The following is a 17666-nucleotide window of genomic DNA, read 5'->3' as shown; positions in this document are numbered from 1 at the left end:
GGCCGACCGTGTTGGCGAAGCGGTTGCCGTTCGTCACGTCCCAGTTGACCGACCAGGTCATCGCGCCGCAGGACCGACAACGGTCGGCCGCGTCTGTCGACCGCGAGGTGGATCTTCGTGCTCGGCCCGCCCGCGGGATCGACCGATGCCCTAAAGCACCGGGTGGACACGGCCTGCGTGTTGGGGCTCAGCACATTGTCCAGTCCTCGACAGCCAGGACCAGTTCTTCAGCGCGGGCAACCGAGATGCTGTGCTGTTCAGCAATATCCGCCAGCACTGCTTCCTCGCTGACGTCGACGTTGTCCTCGGTTGCCTGGTTGAACTCGGCGTTGATCACATAGGCCTGCTCCGACGGCACCTGGCACTCATCAGGCTGCGACAGCTTGTCGCGAACGACGGCCTGATGCAGCCGGTAGCCCTGCCACGAAGCGGCGTCTCCGTTGGCGGCGTCGGTCCAGCGCCCCTCGGGCGCCCATTCGAACACCGCGTAGCTGGGCACCACCTCACGTCGGTCGTACGTGACAACGATTGACAGCGCCTGCCACCCCTGCCCTCGATGGCTCTCCACGATCTGCGTCGCCACGTCGATGACCTGCCGGCCGTCGACGGGAAAGACGCGTAGCTCGACCCGCAAGGCCAGACGGCGAGCGCCGGATCCGGAGCTGACGTCCCGACGCTCAAAGGTGTCGAAGACGGGTAGGCGCTGTCCAGGCGTCGGTAGCCGAGTCGGCTGTGCGGGGGCCGTGGCCGGTTGGCTAGGTAAAGCGGTGGTGCGAACCGGCTCAGGTGTTCGGGTACTTGGTGACGGCGTCGGTCCGGCGGCAGAGACAGTCGGAGCGGATTGAGAAGGTGACGCCTCGCCGATGATCAAACCGACAGCGGCAAGAGCGCCCACACCGACACAGCACATGAAGAGTCCACCAACGACTACCACTGACAGGACGACTCCCACCCTCACGCCCGCCCGAAGCTGGGCAGCCGGAACCACGGGCTGCACCGAGGACCGCCCAGCAGACGGCGACGCGTCGACTCCGGGCGGATGCCGAGCAGATGGCTCCGACGAATCAGGTGTCTGCTGCACGGCGTCTCCAGTGAGGGGGCGTACGACAATTGTCGTGACCGCCGCAGCCACATACGCTCCGCCGAACAGTGAGACAGTCACCCCAGCCGAACGACTCACTGGTCGTCGAACGTCTACCCCGATGAAGCTCTACCAGCACGAACCGTGCGACTTCTACAGCTGCCGGTTCCGCGCCTCCAGGCTCCTCCGTATCGGCTGGCGTGACCGCGGGGTGTGTTGCCAGGACAGCCCTCGTGGCCACGAGGAGATTTGAACCCAGGAGAACCTCGCATCAAGCCTCCTCCTTCAAGGCTTGTCATTGGTTGTTAAAACCCCTTCGTTACCAGCATTAGCCACCCGATCTCGTCTTGACTGCCAGGAACAGGCTCCCGGCGATGCGCCTGGCTCGGCCTGCTCGATCTTAAGGTCGGCCGGCGCTCGTGGGCACTCGCCCGGCAACGGCATGATCGACCCCGCCGAGCTGGTGCCGGTTCACGTATCGGCATGCTGGTCGTTCTCTGGCTTGGCTGAAGCGTCACCGTCGCGCTGCGCACTGTTGCCTTACGTGCGTGGCAGGTCAAAAGTGAGGAGGATATCCGCCCACAGCGCCACTACCTCCTGCGGTGCTGACACGGCGTCAGCGAAGGCAGCGCCTACCCTCACACCCTTCAGCGTGCCCACATCCTTGCGAACTCTGGCGAGCGTCTGTGCGTCCAGGCGGCTCAGAAATGCCTCGATCTCACCGGCCTTGGACCCGTCGTCGCCGAAGTCGTCAGCGAGGGAGAAGACACCTTCGGCGGCCCACTGCGCTCGAACGTCAGTCAGCTTCTCTCCGGACTGTGGCACCGCTTTACCCAGCTTCGCGAGCTGCTTCGCCATGATGCTGCCCGGGCGCAAGGCGGGGCCGTCGGCGACGATTACCCATGGCACCCCGAGCTGATTCGCAAGCGATGCGAGAGCCCCGAATCCGTTCTGGCCGTCAACCGACAGGAACGTAAGGTTCCGTTCATCCGGCGTCGGTAACGGCCCTCGTACACCTGTGACGGATCGGTCCAGCCAGCGTCCCACAGCGGCGAGGTCGGTGGGGCCCTCGAAGAGCACCACCCCGGCCGCGAACAGCAGGCTACGCACCTCAGCCGAGGCAAGCAGCCTTATCACGGTGGCCACGTCCACCCGTGAGTTCGCGACAAGCGAGTTCACGGTCCGCCCCGTGTCCCGAGCCATACGGACGATGCTGGTCAGATCGTCCGCTGCTTGCGCCGGCACAAGATCAGGGTTGTGAGTCACCCAGAGGGCCTGGCCAGGGCCGCTTCGACGTCCGCGCAACATCGACAACAGTTGTCGCTGCGCCGTCGGTGACAGGTGGACAGCTGGCTCGTCGAGGAACACACACCGACGCTCGTCGGCGAGCAGAGTGGCAAGCAGAAGGGCCTCCGCTGCGCCCGCTCCGGCGCGGTGCAGCGGAACATCGTGTCCGTCGTTGCCAACCTCAATCTGGATGGCAGGGACGAGTATCACCTCCGTGTTCCCGTTGTCATCCGGCATCACCCGTTCGGTGCAGTCGACCTGCTCCCCGGTCAGCTGCCTGAAGGACGCCTGCACTGTGGCGAACCGGCGACGGTCGCCTGCTGAGCCGTTCTTCAGCCGGTGCAGCTCTAGAGCCAGAAGCGAACCGTCCCGCAGGCTGGGCGTCCACGCGAGCTCCTGGGCTCCGAACCGCGTACGCATCGGTGCCCGGTGGTTGTCCGTAACTTGGAGACGACGCCGTATCAGCAGTTCCAGAATGTGAGCGAAAGGCACCCGGGCTTGTGGTTGAGACCGATACTCCGGGTCGGCCGAGACAGCGGCAACACTCGGCGGCTGCACGGGCGCGTTCACCTGTTCAACGACGAACTCGATGCGCCGGTCTGGCACGTACTTCCAAAGGTCGACCGGAACCCTCCCGTCGTCGACCTTTTCCACTATGTCGTTGGTGGAAGGGCACAACTCACTCAGGTATTGGAGGCTGGTAGGACCGGCCGCGACGGGACCGTCCAGCAGGCGACCCATCTCGTTGCCCAGGAGTTGGACGTTCACCGGCCCGCGCGGCAGAGCGAACTCCCATCCTACCGTCCAAGGCCCCCGCTGCCGCTGATCGAATATGACCACGAGGTCGCCGACCATCATCGGTGACGCTGATTCGGGCGTGCTCTGCCCATCGACTGCCGAGCTAAGCGCGATCACATCGGTCGCCTCGGGATGCAGCAGGTGAAGTATGGCAGCGCGGTAGTAGGCGTCAATCAGCCTGCGTTCGTCTAAGGCGTCGAACCTGACACCGACACGGACCTCGAACGACTCCGCGCCCTTGTGCCCAGCCGTCCACCACTCGCTGTCAAGAGGGAGCGTCCCGTTGAGGCTTGCCTGGACGGCATCAACCACCAGGCTAAGGGCCTGCAACAACGTCGACTTGCCGCTGCCGTTCGCGCCTGTGACGACGGTTAGCGGCCTGTCGGTGCAGACCTCCGCCGCGGCCAAGCCAAGGAAATTGATGACCGAGATCCTGGTGATGCGCACGTGCGCATCATGCCAGCTGCCCCTGACTACACGAGGTGCTCGGCGGGCAGCGCGGCTTGGAGCCACATCACGGCATCGACCCGCTGTGGGGTCGCTTGCTGCCAGGGCCGAAGTCCGATACTGCGAAGATGGATGCATGGGAGTCCTCGCACGCCCGCCCACCGCGTGCGGGCGGCCCAACGGGCGGCGGCCCCACAGCACGAACAGCAGGCGCGAGAACACCGGAGCGAGTCGCGGGTCCGCGGTTGGGCTCAGGGCGACTGCCGGATTGTCCAGCGGGCTGGACCGATGCATGAAGGCACCCGATGGCGGTATTATCGAGTGTGCACGGCTTGCCGCATGCAAGGAGGCCTATGTCATACTCGGCGACAGCTGCCGTCCAGCATGTGAGGCAGGCAACCGTACACATAAGCTCCAAGCGGCGGTCGGGCACGGGTTTCTTCGTTGAGCGAAATATTCTGCTCACGTGCGCGCATGTGCTGGAACCCGGCAACGAACGTGTGCGAATTCGGTTGCGGGGACAGCCTCCTGTTGGTGGGACCGTCCTCAAGCGACTACCCCCGCCGGCAGGTCGAGACCGGATTTCTTACCCTTTCCGGATCTTGCCTTCATCGGAGTCGACGGCAACATCGACCATCCAGTGGCCGAGATGAGATCACTGCTCCTGCATCATGGTTACAACCAAGATGCCGCGATTGCAGCCTTCGGGTTTAACCGAGATGCCCCCGAGCCCGACCTCGGGCCCGATATTGTCCGGATGGCGGTGCAGGGACCGAGCGAGCCCTACGTCAAGGCTCATGCCGAAGTCGGTGTGGCGCCGGGGATGAGCGGGGCACCGATCGTCGAGTTGTCGACAGGTCGGATATGCGGCATGTTGAAGTATTACGTGCCCGAGCAGAAGGCTGCCTAGTTCATTGACGCGCTCGACCTCGAAAAACAATTTGATGCCTATCGTGCCTTGCTGGGCCGATTCGAGCCCGCAAGCCACGCCTCTTCCTTCCCGAGAGCCATTCACCATTGTGGAAAATGCTCGTGGCGCAAAAAACGGTATCGGAAAGGCTGCCGTACCGGGTGGTTGAAGGCGAGGTACCGCTCTCCACCGTGTACGTCGAACAACGAGCCGAGTCCTGGATGGCCGAACGGCGCGGGGCCATCGCCCGCGGCGGCTCACCGCCCGTGGAACCATCGGTCATCCCAGCTTCGGAGATGCTCTCCCGGCACCGCAACGCCCTAGTCGTTGGCGGACCCGGTGGTGGGAAATCAACGCTGCTGCAACACCTGGTGACGGAGTCCGCGGCCTGGTGGCTGCGACCCGACCAGCCCGAGGAGGGCGAGGAGCCCTCATTTGGGCCAGCGGTGGCGATCCGCTGCGCCGCTACACGTCTACTTACTGACCGACCGTGGTACGAGTCGGTCGCCGATGCGGTCAAGGCAGATCTGAGCGGATACCTGCCGACCCATTTGCCCGCAACGCTCTTCGAGGTGCCGCCGCAGCCCGGAGTGGACTGGTTGGTGCTGGTCGACGGGCTCGATGAGATTTTCAACCCGCGTCGGCGGGCAGAGCTTATCGAACGCTTGGCGGCACACATCGCGACCTATGGGGCGCAGGCCCGGTTCGTAGTGTCGAGCCGGGTGCTGGCCGCTACCGAGTTCCACAGTCTCCGCCCGCTCATGAATCGTATGGAACGAGCACACCGGCTCGGCGAGTATAACTTGCGACCGTTCGATCGGCCCGCCGTCGAATCTTTCGCCAGCAGGTGGTACCACCTGCGCGACCCAGAGCACGCCGCCGATCGCCAAGGCAGCTTCCTTCACCAGGTCGACATGAATCGGATGATGACGATGGTCCGTGTTCCGCTCCTGTGCACCATCGCGGCCGACGTCCACCAGCAGAGTCCGGACGAGCCGCTGCCGTACAGTCGCGCTGGTCTCTATCGGCGCTTCGTTGACGCCCTGCTACAGGGGCGGCAGACCTTCCCTTCCGTACGCGGCAAGGTGCGAGAACAATTGCGCGAGCTGAGCGCAGAGGCCGAGGCTTTCGGCGAGTCCCTGGTCAGCCGCCGCCGCGGGTGGCTAACGTTCCTCGCCGAGCAGCGGCTGGAATTGGATCGACAGCCGAGTGTGGGGCTGGTCAGGACATGGCTGGCTCGGCAGCACGTACAGATCCCGGACGAAATCACCGACCAGCACATACGCGAGGTCCTTGTAAGCACCGGACTCATCGTAAACCGCGGCGACAGTTTGGAGTTCACCCACCAAAGCATCGCCGAATACCTCCACGGCCGTGAGCGGGGCCGCTCAATGGAGCCGCAGACGTGGCTGGCCCGTGTACAGGCGACCGGATTAACCAGCACCGACATGTTCGAACTTGCGGCGTGGACGGAAGCGGGAAATGACCCGAATAGCATAATCCTCGAGCTGGCTGCTCCCGGACGCGATCGACAGTTCCCGCAGTTAATGGACCTCGCCGACTTGCTCGCTGACGGCGCTGCGACGATCGATGACGGATCCTCCATCGCGGGAATCACCATGGCTGCGCTCGAAGATGCGGCAGTCCAGCCTCCGGCCACCTTGCAGGCGGCATCGCCAACCTCGACGACATCATTCTCACCGCTGATCCCCGAGCCAGCACCGGGCGACGCCTTCACCCATTTACGGGAGGCCCCTTAGGCGCCTCAGTTGATTCAATTGCGACCCGCACCCGCCCGACTACCTCTGCCCATTGATAGTTCCCCCGGGACGGGTCGTATATTCCAAAATCCAGCGAGACAGTAGGTGATGGCACCCGATACTTCAAGCAGCCGGCCCCGAGAGCTCGGCGCCATCCTCGCTCACCTTGTAGCTCGACGCCGTGGTCCTTACGAACAAGGCGCCCGGACTGCCTTAAGCCTCATAGGTCAAATGAGTCGAGTGCCGAACCGCCGAATGACCGACGCCGTCCTGCGCCAACAGGAAAGTGTCCAAGAGATAGGCGGGTTGCGAGAGGAAGCACCGTCTCCAGGGAGAGTCAGAGTTACGTCGAAGTCGCTAGCATGAATGCAGATTCCGATCGCGCCCACGAGACGGCGCTCAGCTCCACGCGCCCAATATCGTATCCCTGCTACTCGATAGGCGCAATTTCAATAAAGTCGCGTCTCCATTCATGACGATCCCCAACAACGTCGTTCACCTGAATTAGAACTTCCAAGTGTTGCAGAAGACCTAAGGTTTTAAGATTCAGGCTGAACATTTCAAGACCTTCTCGTGCAGCCTTCTGTGGGGGCAGCGGTGCCCCCGGGCTGATCCAGCGGAAAGTGAAGTCCTTTTCGTCCCTCAGGCCGGCTGCGAGTAGCGCGGATCGGACTCCCAAATAGTCAAGAGGACCGCGGCTGCGCTGATCGGACTTCAGCGTGAGATAGTACTCGTAGCGATAAACGACAGCATGGCCAGGGCCGCCGTTGTAGAGATGAACCGTCCACTTTCTCGAGCGGCGGGTGCCATGCCAACCGTCGCTCCCCGCCCCAACCAATGGGCGATTCACGAAGGCATACTGAGCGCGTCCCAGCAACAGCGTACCAAGCACCCCCGCTAGCGCAGCAGTTGGAGCCACGCCCAAGAAAGTAAGCGTAAATGGAAACTCAGACCTACGTGTGGCCGTCAGATTCACTCTGACGATCTCCCAAACCAAGAGGCAAAGCATCAAAACAAAAGCTATAAAAGGACCTCGGTAAAACGCTACACTTCGCCGAACAAGGCGTTGACGTAGCGGCAGACTTGGCACGACAGTACTCATCCTGAAATATCAATGAGACTCGGTCAGCTGCACTTGATTCATGTGCCGCAATAACAGCTTGATTGCTCCGCAGTAGACAGATGGATTCATGAATCCATTGTCGGTGCTGTAACGATGAACGATGTGCCCGCCACCACAAACCCGCTTGAACTCACATCCCGAGCAGGCGGAGGCAATGTGAGCTAGGCGGTCGGTCATCAATTGCATCAACGGCTGTTGCGCTACGGCGGCGATAGGGTGAGTGTGAACATTCTTGCCACTCTTGCCAGCGCCATCGAAAGCGGTCTTCAGAGCATCGTGGTATTCGTATTCGCCGTCAGACTCAATTATAAGAGTTCCGGCGCTACTTTCCCCCCAAGCGTCTGAACCCCAGCGACCACCCAACAATAGCTTTAAGATCGTCTGATAGGTGCGAAGATACATGGGACTCTCGGACGTGACGTAAGCGTCAAACATTCTGATCAACCAAGCCCCGACTTGGGACTGGTCGACTAGAGCTACGTGGTCCCAGTTCAGGTCGGGTAGAAGAAAGTCGGCGCGCGTGAATCCTAGCTCGATTAGGCTTTGAAGCTGTTCGACAGGATCTGAATTAAAGTCGATAACTGCTATAGCACTATACGGCTGTTTTCCACCTGAGTAGTGGCGCAGCATTTCAATTCCGTCAATGACCCGACTGTAGCTACCACGGCCCGAGCGATCGACACGACGGCGATCATGGTTGGCCACGCTTCCGTCCAACGATACGCCGACTGCCACATCGTGCTCTTGCAGCAACTCAACAATAGCTGGTGTGATGAGCGTAGCATTGGTTTGTATGGAGTAATTGACATCGACGTTGGCTCGGCCCAGAACTTGCCGTCCCACCTGCAGGAAGCTTCGCAGCTTAGTGAGTCCGATAAGCAGCGGCTCGCCGCCGTGGATGACGAGCGAGACGCTTTTCAGTTTGTTGACTTGTGCATATTCTGCCACCTGCGCCAGAGCCGCCTCGAGCGTTTCTTCCGACATCAGGTTTGGCTGCCGACGCCACGACTGGTCCGGCCCCTCATACATGTAGCAGTAGGTGCAGGCCAGGTTGCATCTACTGGCAACCTTCAACACATAGGTTGTAACCGGAGGCAGCGGCACTAGCTCGCCCGAGTCCAAGAGCTCCATTGCGACTGAAAATCGGCGCCGTCCAACCCCTCTTCAGTCTCGCACCTTGCCGCCTTCCTGGCAGATTCTATGCGCTCTTCGAGAGATGTCGGCACGTCGTCCGAACCGTACTGCTTGGCTGAATTTTCTACTTTCTCCTGCTGTGTCATGGCTCACAAGCTAACATGCGTGGTTTTTGTCGTCCATGATCGATGTCTACTTTGGCACCATCATTCAGCTCGGTGGCATCACCGTTTCGCTGGGCTGTTACATCAAGCGTTAGCCCTTGGACGGCCGACTGGACCTTTCATCGCCTGTGCGACGAGCAACCGTTGGCATGCTGCTCAGCCGGTACCTCCTCCGCAGTTAGGCCTTCTATTCGTGTGCCTGCTGCTGACGGTGCCGCTCTGCGGGGTTCCGCGGACGTTGTTAGGAACTCCGAACTTAATGATGTTGGCGTGCCTCGGGACGCGAGGACCGTTTTGCCTGATTTTGGGCCGAGATCGAATCACTGCCGCCACGGCCTCCCCCTCGCCGGCACCGGTCCCCCGGCCGCAAGCCGCTCGATGACCGCAATGTGTTGCGCGGGATCCTGTTCGAGCTCCACACCGCGAACCCAAGGGAGTATCCTGCATCAAGAACTTGGGGTCGGGCTGGCCATGACCTGCTGGCGGCGGTTGCGGGACTGGACCGACGCTTATGCGCGGCAACGCCTGCACGAGGTGTTGCTGGGCAAGCTGAGAACCGCCGACCAGCTCGGCATGTCCCGGCCGGTGATAGACGGCACGCACATCCGGGCTCTCAAGTGCGGCCTAAACCCGTCCGAGCCCGGTCGACCGCCGCAAGCCGGCCCCGAAACACCACGTCATCCCAACCCCGGCGGCATCTCCCTCGCCCTCAGCCTGACGGGTGGCAACCGCCACGACGTCACCCAACTGCAACTCGGGTCGACGAAATCGCACCGATCAAGGGCATACGCGGCTGGCCACGGCGATGACCCGAGCGGATCTACGCCAACCGTGGCTACGACTTCGACACGTCCACCATGAGTTACGAGCCAAGGCCACCACACCGGCCATCATCCGACGCGGCGCCGCTCACGGCTCAGGCCTCGGCAGCCAAGGTTGGTTCGTCCAGCAGACCGTTGCTTTGCTGCGCTGGTTGCGCCGAAATCCGCGACGACATATACAACGGGCGTCCCCGCCCCCTGCACCATCATCTGCTAATGCCTGACTCCAGAACTCGGAAAGTTGGGAGTTATGAGGCCCGTCTGCGGTTCGTGAAGCAGCCGAGTCCGAGGTGCTTGTGCGGCTCGGCGGTTGTGACGGTCGATGACGCGCCGCTAATTCGGGATGATCTTCGGTGTGACTCTCCCGCCCCGGATCACGTCCCACCGTGAACCCGGTCAGCTTTGAAGTACCCTCATTGCCTAGTCGCTCCAGCGCATTTGGCACTACTCAGCATCAAACTCAACCACGAATGTCCAGATCCGATGACCGCCTACCACCTCGTGACAATGGGAAACTATTCGCCCCATTCTTCCCTTGCGGCTCAGCGCTAGAAGAAGATCAGGATGCGATCCGGCAAGCGAGTCCGACTGTAGGTCAATCGCGAATACAGCGCCGTGGTCTAAGTCGTTAGCGCGTCCCTCAGCCTTACTTCCTCCCACATGCTTGCCAGCGGGATTACTTTCCCACGGGTACCCTTCCGTCCACTTCACGATACGCTGGATCAATTCCCCTCCGAGTTGGTACAGTAAAGTATCGGCGCTTCTCAAGCACCCGCCACTGCGAGTCAAAGGCACGGGAGCCAGGCGTCTGGGTCACGTGCATACTCTCACGGTTGGTACTCCAGCGGCACGCTCAGACTCGGAGTGTGCATCGACGCCAGCCAACACGGTACGGCTGGGACCCAAGACCGCTCGCGCCATGAGCCGCTACCTCCGAACGCGGTCCCAGCACAAAGGCTCACTCCTTGCCGAGCTCTGGCTCGCGGACCAAGGCACACGGGCACTTGCCGCCAACGGCATCAAGCTCATGCCGAAACGTCGCGGCCGGCGCGCCGGCGTCGCGAACGTCCACGCCCACCGCTGGCGGCACAACTTTCGCCCACGAGTGGAGCGCGCCGGCGGCGACACGGGCGACCTGATGCTGCTGCTCGGTTGGACCTCAGACGAAATGCCCCGGCACTACGGCGCCAGCGCAGCCGCCGAACGCGCCCAGGAGAGCCAATCCCGTCTCGGGATCGGTGAGCGTGTCTGAGCCCGAAGAACGAACAGCCAGGTCGACGGAGCTGACACCGGAACAGCGTCGACGCCGGGCACGCATGGCCGCCCACGCATCCTGGGCCAGCACGACCGACCGTCTCGCCCGCACGGCAGCCGGCACGCGGGGCTTCCTCGATCGCTTCGAACGACAGGTCGATCCCGAGGGACTGCTCGCTCCAGATGTACGCGCGGAGATGGCACGACACGCCAGGTGCCGGAGCGTAAGCGGGGCTTGGCCGCGGACGCGTTGGGGCTAATGACCGGATAAGGCGGTCGGCCGAGCTGGTGCTCCGATCGGCCGACCGTATTGCCGGCGTCTACACCCCTTCCCCGATGCCCAGTTGCACCTGGATCTCCTGGGCCCGTTCGGCCGCCGCGCTGGCGCCGTAGTGCCGGGGCATATCCTCGGAGGTCCAGCCCAGCAGCAGCATCAGGTCGCCGGTGTTCCCACGGCGCGTTTCCACTCGTGGGCGGAGTTATGCCGCCAGCGGTGGGCGTGCACGTTCGCCACGCCCGCGGCGAGGCCCAGCCGCTTCAGGCGAATCTTGATGCCGTTGGCCGCCAACCTCGGCCCACCGCGGTCGGCGAGCCACAGATCCGGCAGTTCCGATCCCTTGTGCTTGCCTCGCGCCCGTAGGTAGCGGCTGATGGCCCGGGCCGTCTTCGGCCCGAATCGCACCCATCGGTCCTTGGCGCCCTTGCCGTGGTAGTGCACCGACTCCGTGTTCAGGTCGACGTCGTCGAGCAGCAGGTTGCCGATCTCCGACAGCCCCGCACCGGTGTTGTAGTACAGGCGGATGATGGCTTCGTCGCGCAGCTGCGGAAACGTCTTGCCCTTGCAGGCGTCGAGGAGCTTCTTCGTGTCCTCGTCCCTCATGATCGGTATCAGCTTCTGTGGCGTTTGGGCTGTCGGACCCGATCCATTGGGGACCGGTCGATGTCTTCCCCAGCCAGCAACCACTTGAAGAACTGCTGCAGACCTTTGTGCTTGTTCAACGCGGTCGACGCGGACCGGGTCTCGATCATCCACGTCTGAAACGCCTCCGCATGCCTCCGGGTCACCTCGGTAGGGTCCTCCGCGGCGTCGGCGGCATCAGGGTCGGGCGAATGCTCGGCCAGGTAGCGAGCCAGTTGCGCCGCGGCGAGGAGGTAGTCGTACCGGGTCGTCTCCGGGTAGTGTCCGCCCGCAGCGTCCGGTCCCAGTCGCGCAGGTACCCCGCCCCGGTCGAGGACAGGTCGGTGGTGAGCTTGGTGAGGTCCAGTAGAGCCATGTCGGTCACCCGTCGAGTCAAGGGGTCGATAAGCGGCGTGCTCGACCTCGACGAACCACCGTGAACACGAAAAAGAGGGTTTCCACAGGCTCTAACCTGTGGAAACCCTCTCGCTGTCGGGACGGCCGGATTCGAACCGACGACCCCTTGACCCCCAGTCAAGTGCGCTACCAAGCTGCGCCACGTCCCGCCCCCGCGTGGTTTCCCCCGCGGCAGCCGGTACAGCTTAGCGCAGCAGTTCCGGGTCGTCCGCACAGGCCCCACCGGCGTCGCGACGTAGCGGAACCACCCCACACGGAGCTACCGCACAACGCCTAGAGCGTCCTAGGAGGGTGGGGTTGGATAGAGAAATGCCGGATGGGCAGGATCGCCCATCCGGCACTCGGCAGAACTGGACGGCGGCGTCAGCCGTGCGCCTTGCCTCGGCCGCCGGGGCCGAGCTTCTTGCGCGGGCGGACCGAGATTTCGATCGGGCTGCCCTCGTACCCGAATTCCTCGCGGAGCTTGCGCTCGACGAAGCGCTGGTAGCCGGCGTCGAGCGGGCCGGTGGTGAAGAGCACGAACCGTGGCGGTGCCACACCGGCCTGCGTCGCGAACAGGATCCGCGGCGCCCGCCCACCACGTACCGGGTGGGGGGTGGCCTGCACCAGCGCGGTGAGCCACTGGTTGAGGTGCGCGGTCGGCACTCGGGTTTCCCAGCTGGCCAGCGCCTTGTTCAGGGCCGGGGCCAGCTTGTCCACGGCACGGCCGGTCATCGCCGACAGGTTCAGCCGGATCGCCCAGGGGATGCGGCGCAACTCCCGGTCGATCTCCTTGTCCAGGTAGTACCGACGGTCGGCGTCGACCAGGTCCCACTTGTTGAACGCGATGACCAGTGCCCGGCCCGACTCGGTCACCATCGACAGGATCCGCTGGTCCTGCTCGCTGATCGGTTCGCTGGAGTCCAGCAGCACCACGGCCACCTCGGCGGCCTCGATCGCGCCGGCGGTCCGCAGGCTGGCGTAGTACTCGGTGCCGCTGGCCTTGCCGACCCGCTTGCGCAGCCCGGCCGTGTCGACCAGCTGCCAGGTCTGACCGCCGATCTCGACCAGGCTGTCCACCGGGTCCACAGTGGTGCCCGCCACCGAGTCGACGACCGCCCGCTCCTCGCCCGAGAACCGGTTGAGCAGACTGGACTTGCCGACGTTCGGCCGCCCGACCAGCGCCACCCGACGCGGTCCACGCGGACGGTTCTCCACGATCGCCGGCGCCTCCGGAAGCGCGGCGAGGATGGCGTCCAGCAGGTCGCCGGAGCCCCGCCCGTGCAGCGCGGACACCGGGAACGGCTCACCGAGGCCGAGTGACCACAGCGAGGTGGCCTCCATCTCGATGGAGTTGTTGTCGGCCTTGTTGGCCACCAGGATCACCGGCTTGGCGCTGCGCCGCAGCATCTTCACCGCGGCCTCGTCCACGTCGGTGGAGCCCACCATCGCGTCGACCACGAAGAGCACCACGTCGGCGGTGACGACCGCCGTCTCGGCCTGCGCCGCGATGGCCGCGGCCCGGTCCTTCGCGTCCGGTTCCCAACCGCCGGTGTCCACCACTGTGAACGCCCGGCCGTTCCACTGCGCGTCGTACGGGACCCGGTCGCGGGTCACGCCAGGGACGTCCTCGACGACCGCCTGCCGGCGGCCGATGATCCGGTTGACCAACGTCGACTTGCCGACGTTGGGGCGGCCGACCACGGCCACCACCGGCTGCGGGCCGCTCGGTTCCTCGACGGCGACGTCGGGCTCCCGCAGCTCGACCCAGCCACCACCATCGCTACTCATGCCACGCCCCGTTCGGTGAGCAGGTCGCGCATCCGCGCCACGACCTCGTCGATGCCCAGCTCGGTGGTGTCCAGCACCACCGCGTCGGGCGCCTGGGCCAGCGGGTTGACCTTGCGGGTCGAGTCGAGACGGTCCCGTCGGGCCAGGTCGGCGGCCGTGGCCGCCACGTCGGTGGCGTCCTCGGCGCTGCGCCGGGCGGCACGGGCCGCCTCGGAGGCGGTCAGGAAGACCTTCAGGTCGGCGTCCGGCGCCACGACCGAGCCGATGTCGCGACCCTCGACCACCATCCGACCGGCGTTGGCGATCATCTCGCGCTGCCGGGTGACGAGCAGCTCACGGACAGCCGGCACGGCGGCGACGGCGGAAACCGCGCCGGTCACCTCGGTGCCACGGATGTCGGCGTCCACGCCCACCCCGTCGATCGTCACGGCGTACCCCTGCGGGTGGGTGCCGATGCGCAGGTTGACCTCGCCGGCGACCTTGGCCACCGACGCGGCGTCGGTGAGATCCACGCCGGAGCGCAGCACGGCCCACGTGATCGCTCGGTACATCGCCCCGGTGTCCAGGTAGCGCGCACCGATGCTCGCGGCGAGCCGCCGCGACACGGTGGACTTACCCGAACCGGACGGCCCGTCCACAGCGACCACACATCGCCCGGTCCGTACGTTTTCCTCCACCGTGTCCTCCTCAGCCCGTACCTCACGGATCGCCCGGTGATCTGGCGCCGCAAGCGGTTTGTCAATCGTCATCAATCATGCCCGGGTGCGTTAACGAACCCGCGCGCGACGCCGCCGGAGGCGACCCACGCCACCCGGGCGGCCGCGTCCCGGCCATCGGTGGAGCCTACCGGCTGCCGTACCCCGAACTCGGGGGTCAGTCACCCACCACGTTGAACAGGGCGGCGACCTCGGCGTTGGTCAACCGCCGGATCCGCCCGGTCCGCAGTTCACCGAGCCGGATCGGCCCGATCGAGGTACGCACCAGCCGGGTGACCGGGTGACCGACCTCCTCCATCAGCCGCCGGACGATGTGCTTGCGGCCCTCGTGCAGGCTCAGCTCCACCTGGGCGCTTTTACCCAGAGTGTCCACCACCTTGAACGAGTCGACCTTCACCGGCCCGTCCTCCAGCTCGACGCCGGCCAACAACCGCTTGCTCAGGTTGCGCGGGATCGGCCCGACCACCTCGGCGAGGTAGGTCTTGAGCACCTGGTACGAGGGGTGCATGAGCTTGTGCGCGAGCGTGCCGTCGTTGGTGAGCAGCAGCAGGCCCTCACTGTCCGCGTCGAGCCGCCCCACGTGGTAGACCCGCTGCTCCACCCGGTTGCCGATGAACTCGGCCAGCTCGTTGCGCCCCTTGTCGTCCGCCATGGAGGTAACCACCCCACGCGGCTTGTTCATCGCCACGTAGACCAGGCGAATGTCGACCTGGAGGCGCTCCCCGTCCACGTGGATCACGGAGGTGGCCGGGTCGACCTTGTCGCCGAGCTTGGCGACCCGCCCGTCCACCGTGACCCGGCGGCGGAAGATCAGGTCTTCGCAGGCACGCCGGGAACCCACGCCAGCGGCGGCGAGCACCTTCTGCAGGCGCTCAGCCCCCTCGTAGACGGGTGCGTCGGCTTTGGGGGAACGGTTATCGGGTCGCATCAGCAAGCTCTTCTACGTCGTCGGGCAGGAAGGGTGCGAGGGGCGGCAGCTCGTCGACCGTGTTCAGCCCGAGCTTCTCCAGGAACAACGTGGTGGTCCGGTAGAGGAACGCCCCGCTGTCCGTTTCGGTGCCGCACTCCTCGATGAGGCCACGGGTGACCAGCGTACGGATGACCCCGTCGCAGTTCACACCCCGGATGGCTGAGATTCGCGAACGGGTCACCGGCTGCTTGTACGCAACCACGGCGAGCGTCTCCAGCGCCGCCTGGGTCAGCCGCACGGACTGCCCGTCCAACACGAACCGCTCAACGTACGTAGCGTATTCCGGCCGGGTGTACAGCCGCCACCCGCCGGCCGCCCGGCGCAGCTCGAACCCGTGCCCGGCCGCCGTGTAACCGGCGGCGATCTCGTCGAGCATCGGCCCGACCCGTTCGGCGGGCTGCTCCAGCACCTGGGCCAGCACCAGCTCGCTGACCGGCTCGTCGACGACCAGCAGGATCGCCTCCAACGCGCCGCGCAACTCGGCGTCGGACAGCTCGGGCGCGGGCTCCGGGGCGACACTCGCCCGCCGCCGCCCCGCGAGCTGCCGCCGGGGTACGTCCCCAGCGCCACCCGACTCCCTCACCGTGGCCTGCGTCACGGCACCGAGGTCCGGTCCCGCCGAGCCCACCTCGTCCGCATCCGTCTCAACGCGATCTGGCTCACCCGGGCCCGCCTCGTCCGAGCCCACCTCAAGGGGATCGGGCCGACCCTCGACAGGGCCTGGCCCGCCCCCGGCCACCTCGACAGGGCCCGGCCCTTCCGGGTCCACGTCGACAAGGCCCGGCCCATCCGGGTCAACCTGCGCGGAGCCCGACGCGGCCTGGTCCGGCTCGGCGGAATCGGCGGCAGCGTCGGGTTCCGGCCGGCGCGCCGGTGCTTCGGGCAGCGCCTCGGCCAACGCGGCCCGATCGGTGGCCGGCTCGGCCAGCTCTTCGGTGTCCGGTGGTGCGGCTGACTCGTCCGGCGGCGTGGGGGTGTCGGCGGCGGCGGGCGGGCGGGGGCGGTCCCACGGGGGGACCCAGGCGGCGGCCTGGTCGGCCAGCGAGTCCCGACGTTGCTCGTCACTCATCCCGCGCACCCTCCGTCGTTCCCGTCCCGTCCGGCCCGCCGGCCTCCCCCGTCGGCACAAGGTCACCCCTCGCCGGCTCAAGCTCAGCCCCCGCCAGCACAGGCCCAGCCCCCGCAGGTTCTGCCCCCACCGGCGCAGACTCAGCCGCCAGCGGCTCAGGACCAGACCCCGCCAGTTCAAGCTCCGGCGACTCCGGGTCGACCGGGGTGCCGGCGTACTCGTCGACGTTCAGCTCGGTGTCGCCGTCGGTCGGGCCGGTCCAGCGCACTGTCAGCTCCTCCAGGGCCTGCTCCTGCACGAAGGACACCAGGCCCTCCCGGTACAGCTCCAGCAGCGCGAGGAACCGGGCCACCACCTCCAGGGTGGCCTCGCAGTCGGCGCAGAGCAGCGAGAACGTGGCGGTGCCGGACCGGCGCAGCCGGGCCGCGAGGATCGCCGCGTGCTCCCGGACACTGACCCGGACCATGTGCACGTGGGCGATGGAGACCTCCGGCACCGGCTTCGGGGTCATCGCCTTCACGGCCAGCTTCAGCAGCCGCTGCGGGCCGATGCCGAGCACCAGGTCGGGCAGCGCCTCGGCGTAGCGGGGCTCCAGGCTGACGGCACGCGGATAGCGTCGGCCGCCGACGGCCTCCAGCTCGGCGATGTGCGCCGCCGCCTCCTTGTACGCCTTGTACTGCAACAGCCGGGCGAAGAGCAGGTCCCGGGCCTCCAGCAGGGCGAGGTCGGCCTCGTCCTCGACTTCGGCGGCGGGCAGCAGCCGGGCCGCCTTCAGGTCGAGCAGGGTCGCGGCGATCAGCAGGAACTCGCTGGCCTCGTCCAGGTCCCAGTTGTCGCCCATCGCCCTGATGTAGGCGATGAACTCGTCGGTGACCGTGTGCAGGGCCACCTCGGTGACGTCGAGTTTGTGCTTGCCGATCAGTTGCAGCAGCAGGTCGAACGGACCGGTGAAGTTGGCCAGCCGAACCGTGAACCCGGCGGGCTGCACACCGTCGACCACGGCCGCAGCGGCGGTCTCGGGTGGGTCGAGGGGTGGCGCGGTCACCG

General features: G+C 65.4%; 14 protein-coding genes, 1 tRNA gene and 1 pseudogene. 3 read left to right on the top strand and 13 right to left on the bottom strand.

The genetic code is table 11. From position 1 onward, the window contains the following. Positions 1–67: 67 nt before the first annotated feature. From ABTW72_RS32740 to ABTW72_RS19375, 3 genes and pseudogenes are all read right to left on the bottom strand, one after another. Positions 68–147: pseudogene (locus tag ABTW72_RS32740) on the bottom strand (IS5/IS1182 family transposase); the annotation flags it as partial. Between the two features lie 40 nt (positions 148–187). Beyond that, positions 188–583 (bottom strand): hypothetical protein, encoded by a 396-nt coding sequence (locus ABTW72_RS19380; RefSeq protein ID WP_350860551.1) that lies wholly within the window; start codon positions 581–583, stop codon positions 188–190. A gap of 1038 nt (positions 584–1621) precedes the next feature. Further along, a complete protein-coding gene (locus ABTW72_RS19375) occupies positions 1622–3613 on the bottom strand; it encodes an AAA family ATPase (RefSeq protein WP_350860549.1) in 1992 nt (663 codons plus the stop codon). A 649-nt stretch (positions 3614–4262) separates the two neighbouring features. Here ABTW72_RS19375 and ABTW72_RS19370 point away from each other — a divergent pair. After that, positions 4263–4523 (top strand): hypothetical protein, encoded by a 261-nt coding sequence (locus tag ABTW72_RS19370; RefSeq protein ID WP_350860547.1) that lies wholly within the window; start codon positions 4263–4265, stop codon positions 4521–4523. Between the two features lie 116 nt (positions 4524–4639). Continuing rightward, positions 4640–6283 carry an NACHT domain-containing protein gene (locus ABTW72_RS19365; RefSeq protein ID WP_350860545.1) on the top strand — a complete coding sequence of 548 codons (1644 nt, stop codon included), beginning with the start codon at positions 4640–4642 and terminating at the stop codon, positions 6281–6283. 430 nt (positions 6284–6713) lie between these two features. On the opposite strand, the gene ABTW72_RS19360 is transcribed toward ABTW72_RS19365, so the two are convergent. Together ABTW72_RS19360 and ABTW72_RS19355 are read right to left on the bottom strand one after the other, a co-directional pair. After that, complete coding sequence (locus tag ABTW72_RS19360; RefSeq protein WP_350860543.1) at positions 6714–7175, bottom strand: hypothetical protein; 462 nt, start codon at positions 7173–7175, stop codon at positions 6714–6716. 219 nt (positions 7176–7394) lie between these two features. Then, on the bottom strand, positions 7395–8537 hold the full coding sequence (locus tag ABTW72_RS19355) for a radical SAM protein (RefSeq protein ID WP_350860541.1): 1143 nt from the start codon (positions 8535–8537) through the stop codon (positions 7395–7397). A gap of 1805 nt (positions 8538–10342) precedes the next feature. Between ABTW72_RS19355 and ABTW72_RS19350 the strand changes: the two genes are divergently transcribed. Then, complete coding sequence (locus ABTW72_RS19350) at positions 10343–10777, top strand: tyrosine-type recombinase/integrase (protein ID WP_350860539.1); 435 nt, start codon at positions 10343–10345, stop codon at positions 10775–10777. 435 nt (positions 10778–11212) lie between these two features. Here ABTW72_RS19350 and ABTW72_RS19345 read toward each other — a convergent pair whose 3' ends face one another. The 8 genes from ABTW72_RS19345 to ABTW72_RS19310 form a co-directional block, all read right to left on the bottom strand. Then, complete coding sequence (locus ABTW72_RS19345) at positions 11213–11659, bottom strand: tyrosine-type recombinase/integrase (protein WP_350860537.1); 447 nt, start codon at positions 11657–11659, stop codon at positions 11213–11215. Positions 11660–11667: 8 nt separating this feature from the next. After that, on the bottom strand, positions 11668–11901 hold the full coding sequence (locus ABTW72_RS19340) for a phage integrase N-terminal SAM-like domain-containing protein (protein ID WP_350860992.1): 234 nt from the start codon (positions 11899–11901) through the stop codon (positions 11668–11670). Between the two features lie 268 nt (positions 11902–12169). After that, positions 12170–12243, bottom strand: a tRNA-Pro gene (locus ABTW72_RS19335). A gap of 214 nt (positions 12244–12457) precedes the next feature. After that, the gene (der, locus tag ABTW72_RS19330; RefSeq protein ID WP_347664889.1) at positions 12458–13864 is read right to left on the bottom strand and encodes a ribosome biogenesis GTPase Der; all 1407 of its coding nucleotides are present in this window, start codon (positions 13862–13864) and stop codon (positions 12458–12460) included. After that, complete coding sequence (gene cmk, locus ABTW72_RS19325) at positions 13861–14541, bottom strand: (d)CMP kinase (protein ID WP_350860535.1); 681 nt, start codon at positions 14539–14541, stop codon at positions 13861–13863. Before cmk ends, der begins: the two co-directional genes overlap by 4 nt. Positions 14542–14737: 196 nt before the next feature. Further along, positions 14738–15508, bottom strand: coding sequence for a pseudouridine synthase (locus ABTW72_RS19320; protein WP_350860533.1), 771 nt, complete (start codon positions 15506–15508; stop codon positions 14738–14740). Further along, positions 15495–16619 carry an SMC-Scp complex subunit ScpB gene (gene scpB / locus ABTW72_RS19315; RefSeq protein ID WP_350860531.1) on the bottom strand — a complete coding sequence of 375 codons (1125 nt, stop codon included), beginning with the start codon at positions 16617–16619 and terminating at the stop codon, positions 15495–15497. Before scpB ends, ABTW72_RS19320 begins: the two co-directional genes overlap by 14 nt. Further along, complete coding sequence (locus ABTW72_RS19310) at positions 16612–17664, bottom strand: segregation and condensation protein A (protein WP_502892226.1); 1053 nt, start codon at positions 17662–17664, stop codon at positions 16612–16614. The genes scpB and ABTW72_RS19310 overlap by 8 nt, the downstream gene beginning before the upstream one ends. Positions 17665–17666: the final 2 nt, after the last annotated feature.

It is taken from the genome of Micromonospora sp. NPDC127501, from assembly GCF_040302185.1.
Lineage (GTDB): Bacteria > Actinomycetota > Actinomycetes > Mycobacteriales > Micromonosporaceae > Micromonospora.
This window is presented reverse-complemented; position numbering and strand designations above follow the sequence as displayed.